Raw genomic sequence first — 12,398 nt, forward strand, 5'->3', positions numbered from 1 at the left:
AAGTTAATTACTAAGCTCTCTTTCGATAAACTCCATAAGCTGATCCTCGTCATATGCTTTGAGGATCAACTGTTCATGATCAAAAATGACGAATGCAGGATAAGACTGGATGTTTAAAAGCACTTCCAGACGTTCGCTAGGAAAGGCTGTGTATGTGAATTGACGTATTTTTGATCTTTTTTCGTCAATCATCTGGATAAAGGAGTTATATTTATTAGGATCATCTTCAAATTCATCTCCTAAATAAAAAATAATGGAGAAATATCCTTCTTCATCTGCAAGCCGTCTCGCTAGATATTCTTCATCAGACATTTCAACCAGTTCGATTTTTGCAGCGGTATAGTTAGGAAATTCTTTAATTGACTCTTCAGACCACCCATCATCACCGGTATTCGTAACCGACTTTTCAAAGGTTTCCTTCGTCCAAACATTGAACTTAAAGTAATGTGTACGAACGTCAGACTCACTTACCTCATTGCCATCTTCATCGACAAATAATGTTTCGTCATCGTAGGAAATCCGGTACCCTTCTATCTCCTCAGGCATTTCAAAACGTCTCATATGATCTACGGTTTGCTCATAGCCAGCAATGACGAAAAGTTCGCCCTCCGCTAGTACTGGAGAATGATTCCCTTGTAAGTCAGCCTCTCGGTCCAATGATTGGTTTGCGCAACCAAATGTAAAAATGATTAAGAGAAAAAATAAAATAAAAGTTTTCATGCAACCATCCTTTTAAAAATCGTTATCATTAATATACGATGAAGGGAAGAAAAAGTTTCACATATTGAGAAAGGGTGGGTTTTATGAAAACGCCAGTGATTACTGTTATTGGAAGTATCAATATGGATATGGTGACAACCACTGATGTCGTACCAACACAAGGGGAAACTGTAATAGGGAAGAAGTTTAAAACAGTACCAGGAGGAAAAGGTGCCAATCAAGCAGTTGCTGCAGCGAGGTTAGGGGCAACTGTTCATATGGTTGGTAGAATAGGTGATGACCCATTTGGCGCCATTTTGAGAAAACGGCTGGAAGACGAAGGAGTTAACGTTACGGGCATTGAGCCAGTCCACCAATGTAGCTCTGGAGTAGCAACGATTATCGTATCAAACGAAGACAACCGGATTATTGTTACACCTGGAGCTAACGACGAAGTCACACCTAACTACGTGAAAAAATTTAAAGGCGTCATTTTATCAAGTGATATTATCTTACTCCAGTTTGAAATCCCAATGGAAACCATTGAGTTTGTGTTGGAACTGTGTGAGCAAGAGAAAGTAACGGTTATTTTAAACCCAGCCCCAGCCCGAAAAATGAACATCGCATATTGGCGTAAAGCTCAAATTATCACGCCGAACAAAACAGAATACAATGCGTTGTTTAGCAGGGAGACTGCAGGTAACCTCCTTGAAAAATTGATTGTAACGGAAGGGAAAAACGGGGCATCATACTATAAAAATAAAGAATGGGAAACCGTCTCCGGTTTTCAAGTAAAGCCAATTGATACAACAGGAGCGGGAGATACATTTAATGGCTCGTTAGCCGTTGCGGTTGCTAACGGATCAACGCTAGAAGAAGCGATTCAATTTGCAAACGCAGCAGCCGCATTATCTATTCAAAGCTTTGGTGCCCAAGGCGGAATGCCAACAACTGACCAACTAAAAAGTTTTATAGATAAACATACAGCAAAAGATTAACTACACCATAAAATGCCATTATTCACCAAGTTCCTGTCACCTGGTTAAATATGGAATGCAATTAAACGACATAGGCTTGGGGGTTTCTTTGCCCAACCATTTGTTTGAAAAAATATGGAAAGAGGGAATTCAAGATGAAAATCGGTGGAACGAAAGTCCGAGGCATTGATGTCGATAACGAAACACGATGTACACATTATGATTCAGAAATCGATCGGATTGCGATCAAGTTTAAATGTTGCAATACATATTATCCGTGTTACTCCTGCCATGCCGAGTTGACAACCCATACTCCAAAGAAGTGGAGTCAAAATGAGTTCGATGAAAAAGCGATTCTTTGCGGTGCTTGTGGTACGGAGCTATCCATTAACGAATACATGAATAGCGGAGCAACATGCCCCAACTGCGAAGCGGAGTTTAACCCGAAATGTGCAAACCATTATCACTTATATTTTGACGTGGATGCTAGCTGTGAGGCATAAAAATTCGAGTGACGGTTATATGTATTTTTTTCTAGTCAAGAAACAAAAGAAAACTAGCAAATTCCTCCATTGAAACAAACAGGCACACTCGATAAACTAGATCATAGACTTAAAGACAGAATGGAAGAGATAGGAGCTACAAGGATGAACTCATTTCCCTCGCAGCAAGATGTCAGCCGATGTCTTGAGCTTTTACATGATCAATATGAAGTCCCAGATCGACTTATTAAGAACCTATTCGGTAAAAAAAGTTTCTCACGATTAAATCGACTCCTTGATTCACTTGATAGAGAAAAAGTTAATACCCGAGAATTGACAAAAATGCTCATCTTAGAAAAGGGAGCTCATCTTTTTTCAGGAAGTAGTGAAGCTGTAAGGGATTTAAAAATCTTTTTGTTAAAACAATTAGATGAGAAAGCGTTAATCGAGCTATATTCACGTAACCCTTCTTCTGGAAAAAAGATAACATCTCCTAAATACATGGTGACACCATTAGCGAAAAAGAGGTGGATCATGGGGAAGAGTTGGCCTCGTGATTTCATTCGCACACTTGGTTTTCCACTCGTGTTCTCCGGGATATCTATACCAAAAACGGAAGTGGCCGAAGCTGTCGTAGATGTTGAACCGAGAAGGGCCGTGCCACCACTCGTTGGTTTTCAGCAAATACTAAAAGAACAGATGCTGAGCGTATTATCACTTGAAGGAGAGCACACACGCTGTATCGTCACTCTTCCAACTGGCGGAGGAAAGACGCGTGTCGCCGTTGAAAGTTTCATAGAATGGATGCATTCCGGTTTTAATGAAGGAAAATACTTGATCTGGATTGCTCAAAGTGAAGAGCTTTGTGAACAAGCTGCATCTTGTATCACTGAGATGTGGCAGGAAAAAGAATACCCAGTATCGTTACGTATTTATCGTTATTATGCAGGAAAACAGATTCATGAAGAAGATTTAACAGGTGGTGCGGTTGTTGCCAGTATTCAACAACTTTATTCTCGATTGAAAAATGAAGATCCGGTTTTAATAGAGATGCTTCGTGACTGTGGAGCAATGATTATTGATGAGGCGCATCATGCTGCAACAAAAATATATAATGAACTCCTAATGAAAGCAGAAGAAGTTTGTGGACCACAATTATTTCCGATCTGCGGACTAACGGCAACACCTGGAAGAAGTAATGGCGAAACTCCTAAGCTCGTCGATAAATTCCAGGCTCACCTTTTACAACCAGAGCATAAAGGTGACCCAGTTTATGAAGACAACCCTCTTCTCTTTTTCAGAGAGCAAGGCTTTTTAGCTAAACCGAAACATATTATTTATGAATCCGGTAGAGAATATACCGTTGATGAACAAGATGTAGAGGTCGAAGAAGATAAAATTAATGCAGAGCTATTAGACGAGCTTGCCAACGATGATTATCGAAACTACCAGATCGTTAAACGATTAGAGGAAATTTCTGAAGGGTCTCAAACCCTTGTTTACGCTTGTACAGTGGATCATGCTGAATATTTATCGTCTGTTATGAACTCGGTTGGTAGAAAATCAGCTTCAATTTCTTCCGATACACCTAAGGCAACGCGCAGAATGTACATCGATGCATTTAAAAAAGGAGAAATTGAGTTCTTATTTAATTACGGCGTGCTCACGACCGGCTTTGACGCGCCCAACACAGAGTATATTGTTATTTGTCGTCCAACTACGAGCGTCGTTTTGTATGAACAAATTGTCGGCCGAGGATTACGTGGTCCGAAATTCGGTGGAACGGAGTTTTGCACGATCATCGACTTTGCAGACAATTTGCATCGTCTCGGAAAACCGTTAGCTTATGCTAGATTCAATGGATTTTGGCATAATGAAGAAGCCGAGACGAAAGTTTGATTAGATGCAGGTTGTAGAAACTTTAGTCGGGAAAATTGCAAGTGAATCTAAAAACTCGTAAGTAAATAGAGGATAACCGCCGTTTTCTCTTTAGATTAAATCTTTGAATCAATTTCATAATTCCGTTTTTTGCGTAATGAAACGAATGATATGATAAATGTTTCATTAAATGTACGTTTTATTTGAAAGTGAACGAAAGACGGCGACTCCCGGAGGATCAGCGACGAGCAATACTTCTTCGAACTGCTTCGAGCTGCGACGAGTAACCGCAGGAGCACTGACGAGCAATACTTCTTCGAACTGCTTCGAGCTGCGACGAGTAACCGCAGGAGCACTGACGAGCAATACTTCTTCGAACTGCTTCGAGCTGCGACGAGTAACCGCAGGAGCACTGACGAGCAATACTTCTTCGAACTACTTCGAGCTGCGACGAGTAACCGCAGGAGCACTGTTTATCTGTGACGAGTAATCGCAGGAATAACGAGCTGAAGATCCGCTTAGGCGAAGAGTCGTCGAGCCTAAGTTAGCTGAGGACAAGCTCTCGGGAAAGCGTCCGTCTGAAGTGAAGTTCACGTTCATCATTCGGAATTTCGTATCTTATTTTGAGTTATGAAATTGATTCATTTAGTATAAAAATGCCGAAAATAGAGTGGAACATACGTTCTTGTTTTGCTATAATATGTATAGGTATTAGCTTGGAGCGTTTAGACATCGACTTTTAAGAAAATGGTATAATAAAGTTAGGAGTGATGGAACGTGGAAGAGTTATTAAAGCAGATTTTAGAAGGACAAGAAAAGCTGGAAATGCGGCTTGATCAGATCCATGAGGGACAAAACAGACATGAAAAGCAATTAGCTCAACTGCATGAAGGTCAAGCTAGACACGAAAAACAACTAGTTGAACTACAAGAAGGGCAAACACAACTGCATGAAGGTCAAGCTAGACACGAAAAACAACTAGTTGAACTACAAGAAGGGCAAACACAACTTCAAGAAGGTCAAGCTAGACACGAAAAACAACTAGTCGAACTACAAGAAGGACAAGCTAGACAAGAGAATCGACACGACCTTATGCAAAGTGATGTAAGTGACATTAAACAAACTGTGAACCGAATAGAATCTCATCAAGAAGAATCAGTCACAGCGATGTTAAAGCATATTAAAACAAAAGTTGATAAAAAAGAAGGTCAAATGCAAGCGTTGAATAAGAGATTGTTTGAGGTTGAATCACAATCAGAAGCCAAAGAGGAACAATTCCAAAAATAGTCCTATCTTATCACACGACACCTCCCAAAAATAAAAAAGCAAATTAACAGGGTGCATCAAAAGCCGATAACACACGGCTCTTTGATCGCCCTTTTATATTGCCTTTGATTACCATGATATACCAATTCACAGGCACCTGGTATATTATGGGTGGGGGTTGGAACGATCTTTTACAAAGAAGCATGGATTTTCCACTTCTTAACATACTAAGAATAAGTTTGTCATCTTACTAATGATTAGAAAGGAGCTGACCTGCATGAAAAAAAGTGTCATCACTCTTTGTATCTTGATTTTATTTTTCTTAAGTGTAGGCGTTCATTCGGCAGAAACAGAAGAAAAAGAAAACACCGTCACAAAAGGTGAGTTTATCATCGAGCTCCTTGACACGATGGGAGTAGATGTTGCTCCATATGAAGCGACTGAAGCTGTTCCGTTTTCTGATGTATCAGCCGAGTTCTCACCTTATCTTGATGCAGCAATTCGGCTTGGGATCATAGAAGATGTGACAAAGCCTGAGTTTGGTGAAAATGAAGAGATCACTCGTGAACAAGCCTATACATTTCTTGTAAGGTCACTTAATTTACGGGATTCATATAGTAAAGAGCCAATGAACGAATTTAGTGATGTAAAGGATATTAGTTCATGGGCAAGAGAAGAGCTTGCTGCTGCAATTAGCTTGGATTTAATTGAAGGCATTCATAAAAAGAAGATCCGCCCAAAAAAACTGTTAACGATTCATAACATGGAAGGGATATTTAAACGTTATAAAGATAACTTTGACCGCTTATCCATCGTTGTAACAAATGATGTGCATGGAAGAGTTTTGCCGAATAATAGCCAAGGTGAAATGGGCATGGCAAAGATTGCAACGATTGTGAACCAACTGAGAAAGGAAAATAAGCATACATACCTCTTTGACGCAGGGGATGCTTTTCATGGAACAAACTACGTTAATGTAAATGATGGTGTTGCAGCGGTGAAATTGATGAATGCAATCGGCTATGATGCGATGGTCCTTGGAAATCATGACTTTAATTACGGAAAGAAAAAGTTAGCAGAATTAATATTGATGGCAGAATTTCCGATTTTAAGTGGCAATGTCCAATATGAAACGAGTGAACAGTATTTAACAAAACCATACATAACGTTTGATTTTTCCGGAAAAAAAGTTGCCCTTTTATCCGTGACCGTAAATAAAACATCGGTTAAGACTGGAGCTAGCAATGTGGAAGGTCTTCAGTTTGAACCAGAAGTAGAGGCCGTGGAAAGACTCGTTGAAGAAGTGAAGGAAGACGTTGATCATATATTTCTCCTTTCACATTGTGGTTACAATGTTGATAAAAAAATTAGCGAAATAGATGACATTGATTTAATCATGGGTGGACATACTCACACAACCCTTGAATATCCACAACTTTATGAAGGGACTTACATTACTCAAGGATGGGAACATGGCAAAGCCGTATCAGTTTTACACGTTCTTTTTCATAATGAAAAGTTTGTTGGTATTCAAGGTCATTTAGTTAGGGATCATTCAGGCTTAGAAGAAAACGAAAGTGTCAAATCGATGCTAGAAGCAATTAAAGCTGAAGTAGGAGAAGTGATCAATGAAATTGTTGCGACGATCGATGTCGATTTAAATGGGGGGCGGAAAAATGTTCGCACGAAGGAAACAAACCTTGGTAATTTAATTACAGATATTATGAAAAATACAACGGAAGCTGACATTGCTTTTATGAATGGTGGAGGGATTCGTACTGGGATTCCTGCTGGAGATGTAACTGTCGGGAACGTTTATGACGTTTTTCCTTTCGGGAACCGAGTGGTGACGATGGAGGTAACTGGTGAGGATATTTTACGTAGTTTAGAATTTGCCGTTCGGAAGTATCCAAAAGAGAGTGGTGATTTTTTGCATGTTTCAGGAATGTCATTTACCTTTGATCGGAAAATGCCGGAAGGAGAGCGGGTGACTGACGTTTTTATTGGGGATGAACCACTCAATTTATATATGCCTTACAAGCTTGCAACAGATGAATTTCTAGCAAGTGGAGGAGACGGTTACAGTTGGCTTGCGGAAAAAAACATTGAAAGTACGTCAGACAAATTATTATCGGAACTTTTCATTGAATATTTGAAAGAAGACAAGCCTTTTCCAACCGTGGAGGGACGAATTAAAGTGAAACAAAACCAAGAGACGGACTCTCAATAGAGCCTCGGGTCATTGCCCGAGGCTTTTGTAGCAAGGACAACTTTCTTATGCATTCAATTGGTTAGGCTTGTTTATGGCATCGGACAAAAACGATTAGCGCTCTTCCTCGTCAGTTAACTCATTATCCTCAACACGAATCCGTTCATGTTCAGATGCAAAAAGGCCATTTTCTAGTTCGTTTGCTCGTTGAACCTCAGCTATTCTTGCGATTTGTTCTTTATCTAAGAAAAATTCAGGGTCATGATGCTCTTCACTAGTAGTATCATCACTTTCTCGATTAACCTTATTTTCTCGAGAAGAATCTCTTCCTGTACTTTCAGGCTCTTCAGCAAATGGAAACTCTGCATTGGTAGCACGAGCCTGGTGATAATCTTTGTCAAAAGGATATTCTGAGTTAGTGACTCTACTTGATTGTTTGTCCGTATCGTCGTCTTGATGCTCTTCTCGTTGCGATTTTTCTTCTTCAATATTCACCTTGTAATCCCCCCTTTAAAAGATCATGTATTTATTATTTTTTCCTGAACATGTAAAACTATCCGTTGGTGAACGGATGGATTTAGGTCCGGGCGAATCACGTGCGAAAAGAATTTATCACGCGAGAAGGTCACAACCGAATGTGTTATGATGTCAATAAGATACATAAAAGTACATACTACAGTTTTCGATGGGGTGTTTTACGATGAAAAAAATGATGTTAGGTTCGAGTCTTCTAAAAGCGGGAGAGATATCGCTGGGCTGTATGCGAATGGACAAGTTGTCCGACCAGGAAGCAGCAAATGTGATCGATACGTCTGTAGAAGCGGGAATTGACTTGTTTGATCACGCCGATATATACGGAAAAGGCCAATCAGAAGAAGTGTTTGCTCAAGCGTTGAAAAAGTCAAACGTATCGAGGGAAGAAATCATTGTACAGACAAAATGCGGCATCAGAAACGGCTTCTTTGATTTTTCAAAAGAACATATTATCAATTCTGTGGAAGGAAGTCTGAAACGATTAGACACAGACTACATTGATATTTTACTCCTACACCGCCCCGATGCGTTAATGGAGCCAGAAGAAGTTGCCGAAGCGTTCGCGGCGTTAGGAGAAAGCGGGAAAGTACGCCATTTTGGTGTAAGTAACCAAAATCCGCTGCAAATTGAGCTATTGAAAAAACATGTGGAGCAAGACCTCATGATTAATCAACTCCAATTCAGTCTTTTGCACACGCCGATGCTTGATGCTGGTTTTAACGTAAATATGCATCGTGATCCGTCGGTTGTTCGTGACAGTAGTGTTCTCGAGTACAGTCGCTTGAATGATATGACGATTCAAGCGTGGTCCCCATTTCAGCACGGGATGATTGAAGGGCCGTTTATTGGAAACAGCGATTATCCTGAAGTTAATGCGAAACTTCAGGAACTTGCGGAAAAATACGGTGTAACAGATTCTGCAATCGCAATTGCGTGGATTTTACGTCATCCGGCAAAAATACAACCGGTCATCGGTTCGATGAATCCTAAACGAATCACCGATATTTCGAAAGCATCTGACATTACATTGACACGTGAAGAATGGTATGAGCTTTACCGTGCAGCGGGAAATGAACTGCCATAAGATAATGTATCTAAAAAAAGCTGACACCTAATGAACAGGTGATCAGCTTTTTTTATTTACACTTTAAGAATTTTTAACTTTGCTAAAGGATTAAAGTAACTGCTCCTGCGGTTACTCGTCGCAGGTCGGAGTTATTTCGACGAAGCTGTTGCTTTGTGCTCCTGCGGTTACTCGTCGCAACTCGAAGTTTAATCAATGGAGTTATGCTTGTGGCAACTAAGGCTTTCGCCATTAGGACTTGCACTAAAGCATAAGAGCTTCTATGTAAGCACACTTCGCTTACGAAGAATCTCTTTAACGATAAGCCAAGTTTTGTTTAGGTCGTCTCACCTTGTATAAATTCCACATCAACAATGGTGTTGTTTACGTCATTATCTTCATTTTCGATCATTTTAATTAAGTTGGAGCATATCGCTTTTCCGAGCTTATCAGCAGGTTGATTAATGGTTGTAAGCTTTGGATTTTGTAAAAACTTCGTAAACTGATTATGGTCGTAACCAATGATTTTCAACTGTTCAGGTACTTTAATATTCTGTTTCAAAGCATGAATGTAAATAGCATAAGCTAAAATATCATTACTACAAAAAACACCATCATATTCTGATAACTGCTCGGCGACTTTTTCTTCAATAAAATCCTCAGGGTAGTAAGAGAAAGCTTGTCTGCTAAATTCTCCTTCCACTATATGAAAAGGGATATTATATTTCATACAAGTAAGCTTAAATGCGTCAGCACGCCTATTTGGCAATACATCTAAATTTAATGGGCCGGATACATGTAGCAATTTTTTACAGCCTTTATTTATTAAGTGTTCTGTTGCCAATTCTCCGCCGTGAAAGTTGTCTGATGTTACATAAGGGATATCATTTGAAATGATGCGGTCAAATGAGACAATTGGTAAGTTTACTTTTTTATATTCTTCGACGTTTAATGTTTGGCTACACATAATGATGCCGTCAACGCGATTTTCCTTAAGCATACTAATATAATTTGTTTCTTTCTCTGCTTCATCTAGCGAATTACAAACAAGCAGTTTATAATTACTTTTATAAGCATACATTTCAATATTTTTAATAAGTTCTGCAAAAAATGGGTGTCCAGAGTCAGGAACAATTATGCCGATAATATAAGACTGACTTCTTTGCAAGGCACGAGCAATTTGGTTTGGAGAATAATCGATTGCAGCCATTGCTTCTTCCACTTTTCTTCTAGTTTCTTTCCCTATGTATCCTCTATTATTAATGACGCGTGAGACCGTCGTTACTGACACACCAGCCTTTTTTGCAACATCTTTAATATTTGCCATGGTCGTCTCCTTTGTCCAATTCTCATCTCAAGTTGGAATGTGATTCGTTGATTTGTATTACTCAGTATACCATAATTATGGTAACGATTGTCATAAAAACAAAAATACATCCGTATTCCTAATGAAGTCTTAAAATGATAACAACTATAATTTTTTTGTGCAATTGTGGTAACGTTTGACATAAAATTTGTTTTATCTAGTAATTATATGAGACATAGGAATTCTCAAAAGTGTAAGGGAATCTAGTTTATTGTTACTTTAGTAGAGGTGTTATTATAATTAACCCCTTAATTTGAAACAAAAAATATATGAAAACGTTTGACATACTTTAGAGCTCGGTGTAACATAAATGTAAGCTCTTTCATAAACATTTGTGGTAACGTTTGACACAATTTTTTTTGGAAAACAAATTGTTCGGAAGAGTGTATGTTATGGTTGTTATTATTTTTATAAAAAATCTTTTAGGGGGAAAAAGGGATGAAGAAAGCACTGAAATGGATGTTACCGATGACGTTATCATTTGGTTTGTTGGCTGCTTGTGGTGGTGATGATGAAGGTTCCTCGGCAGAACCGGAACAAGACGGCGAGGGTGAACAACCATCTGACGTTGTGGAAACGGGAGAGGCAGATCAAGGTGTTGAGGCCTCTGGTGATGAATCAGTTATGTTAGATATGTGGATTCATCAAACAGGAGAAGATGAAACAAACTTTTACATTGAACGAATCGACGCATTTAACGAAGCGCATGAAGATATCCATGTGAACGTTGAAATTATTATTGATGATGGTGGAAGCTCCTACAGTGACGCAGTCAACGCTTCACTTGTAGCTGGAAACTTACCTGATGTTTTAGCATTAGATGGTCCTTATGTGGCAAGCTTTGCTGAAGCAGAAATTTTACTTGCTGTTGATGAATATATGACAGATGAAGATCGTAACGACTTTGTTGACTCAATCCTTCAACAGGGGAGCTACGACGGACAGGTTTATTCATTAGGTGCAATGGAAGCATCTGTTCCTCTTTATTACAACAAAGATATTTTTGAAGAGGAAGGAATTGAAGCGCCAACAACAATTGAAGACGCTTGGACTTGGGATGAATTCCTCGAAGTATCAAAACAATTAACAACTGAAGATCGATACGGATTGAACTTATTTATGAACTATGGTGTTGGTGAATGGTTAACGTTCATGGGTGCACCATTTGTATGGTCAAATGGCGGAGCACTTATTTCAGAAGACGGAACAACATCTGATGGTTACTTAAACAGTCCAGAAACAGTCGAAGGGTTAGAATTTGTAAAAACACTATTTGAAGAAGGTGTTGTCAATTTAACACCTGGTGAGATGGAGTTTGAAGAAGGAAATGCAGCGATGGCACTAGGTGGTCCGTGGATTGCTGTATCTGCTGATGACGCAGACTTCGAATGGGGAATGATGCCTTACCCTTATAGTGAAACACCGGTATCTCCATCAGGTAGTATGGCGTATGGCGTAACATCGACAACGGAATATCCTGAAGAAGCATTCCAAATTATGCACTGGATGACAAATGAAGAGTCAGCTAAAGGACTTTCAGAGGTGACGGGTATGCCACCGGCGAGAATTTCCGCCTTTGATGCAATGGACCGTTACGATGAGTTGCCTTGGTCTGTTATCCGTGACCAAGTTATTGGGACAGCACAAGCTCGTCCGCAAACTCCGGCATACCCCGTGTTAACAGATGCGTTTGCACAAGCATTCCATGCAGCGGCACTTGGTGAAGATCTTGAAGAGATATTAGATCAGCAAGTGCAACGTGTAGAGCGAGAGCTTCGTCGTTTTAACGACTAAGAGAAAATACATTAGATTTGATTGAGAAAGGTAGGGGCTGAATGAATTTGTCAGCCCCATCTTTATTACATGTTGATTCAAAGAATCAGGTAAAGGCGTTTTGAAAAAACAACTTGAAAAACTTCTAGAA

At 39.5% G+C, this 12,398-nt stretch carries 11 protein-coding genes; 7 read left to right on the forward strand and 4 right to left on the reverse strand.

Features of this window, described 5'->3' with window-relative positions; translation table 11 throughout:
• Window positions 1-3 precede the first annotated feature (3 nt).
• The gene (locus LGQ02_RS03640; protein ID WP_226516876.1) at window positions 4-720 is read right to left on the reverse strand and encodes a hypothetical protein; all 717 of its coding nucleotides are present in this window, start codon (window positions 718-720) and stop codon (window positions 4-6) included.
• An 83-nt stretch (window positions 721-803) separates the two neighbouring features.
• On the opposite strand from LGQ02_RS03640, the gene rbsK reads away from it, so the two are divergent.
• From rbsK to LGQ02_RS03655, 3 genes are all read left to right on the forward strand, one after another.
• Window positions 804-1,697 (forward strand): ribokinase, encoded by an 894-nt coding sequence (gene rbsK / locus LGQ02_RS03645; RefSeq protein WP_226516877.1) that lies wholly within the window; start codon window positions 804-806, stop codon window positions 1,695-1,697.
• 134 nt (window positions 1,698-1,831) lie between these two features.
• Window positions 1,832-2,179: a CHY zinc finger protein gene (locus LGQ02_RS03650; RefSeq protein WP_226516878.1), complete on the forward strand. Its 348-nt coding sequence runs from the start codon at window positions 1,832-1,834 to the stop codon at window positions 2,177-2,179.
• A gap of 144 nt (window positions 2,180-2,323) precedes the next feature.
• A complete protein-coding gene (locus LGQ02_RS03655; RefSeq protein ID WP_226516879.1) occupies window positions 2,324-4,057 on the forward strand; it encodes a DEAD/DEAH box helicase in 1,734 nt (577 codons plus the stop codon).
• 165 nt (window positions 4,058-4,222) lie between these two features.
• Here the strand turns inward: LGQ02_RS03655 and LGQ02_RS03660 are convergent, their stop codons facing one another.
• Window positions 4,223-4,459, reverse strand: a complete 237-nt coding sequence (locus LGQ02_RS03660; protein WP_226516880.1) for a hypothetical protein — start codon at window positions 4,457-4,459, stop codon at window positions 4,223-4,225.
• Window positions 4,460-4,813: 354 nt separating this feature from the next.
• Between LGQ02_RS03660 and LGQ02_RS03665 the strand changes: the two genes are divergently transcribed.
• Both LGQ02_RS03665 and LGQ02_RS03670 read left to right on the forward strand, forming a co-directional pair.
• Window positions 4,814-5,323 carry a hypothetical protein gene (locus LGQ02_RS03665; protein ID WP_226516881.1) on the forward strand — a complete coding sequence of 170 codons (510 nt, stop codon included), beginning with the start codon at window positions 4,814-4,816 and terminating at the stop codon, window positions 5,321-5,323.
• A gap of 256 nt (window positions 5,324-5,579) precedes the next feature.
• Complete coding sequence (locus LGQ02_RS03670) at window positions 5,580-7,532, forward strand: 5'-nucleotidase C-terminal domain-containing protein (protein WP_226516882.1); 1,953 nt, start codon at window positions 5,580-5,582, stop codon at window positions 7,530-7,532.
• Between the two features lie 93 nt (window positions 7,533-7,625).
• On the opposite strand, the gene LGQ02_RS03675 is transcribed toward LGQ02_RS03670, so the two are convergent.
• A complete protein-coding gene (locus LGQ02_RS03675) occupies window positions 7,626-8,006 on the reverse strand; it encodes a hypothetical protein (protein ID WP_226516883.1) in 381 nt (126 codons plus the stop codon).
• Window positions 8,007-8,211: 205 nt separating this feature from the next.
• On the opposite strand from LGQ02_RS03675, the gene LGQ02_RS03680 reads away from it, so the two are divergent.
• Window positions 8,212-9,129, forward strand: a complete 918-nt coding sequence (locus LGQ02_RS03680) for an aldo/keto reductase (protein ID WP_226516884.1) — start codon at window positions 8,212-8,214, stop codon at window positions 9,127-9,129.
• Between the two features lie 316 nt (window positions 9,130-9,445).
• Here LGQ02_RS03680 and LGQ02_RS03685 read toward each other — a convergent pair whose 3' ends face one another.
• The gene (locus LGQ02_RS03685; protein ID WP_226516885.1) at window positions 9,446-10,435 is read right to left on the reverse strand and encodes a LacI family DNA-binding transcriptional regulator; all 990 of its coding nucleotides are present in this window, start codon (window positions 10,433-10,435) and stop codon (window positions 9,446-9,448) included.
• Between the two features lie 477 nt (window positions 10,436-10,912).
• On the opposite strand from LGQ02_RS03685, the gene LGQ02_RS03690 reads away from it, so the two are divergent.
• Window positions 10,913-12,268: an ABC transporter substrate-binding protein gene (locus LGQ02_RS03690; protein WP_226516886.1), complete on the forward strand. Its 1,356-nt coding sequence runs from the start codon at window positions 10,913-10,915 to the stop codon at window positions 12,266-12,268.
• The last annotated feature ends 130 nt before the right edge of the window (window positions 12,269-12,398 follow it).

Origin of the sequence: Bacillus shivajii, from assembly GCF_020519665.1 — a bacterium.
Classification (GTDB): domain Bacteria; phylum Bacillota; class Bacilli; order Bacillales; family Salisediminibacteriaceae; genus Bacillus_CA; species Bacillus_CA shivajii.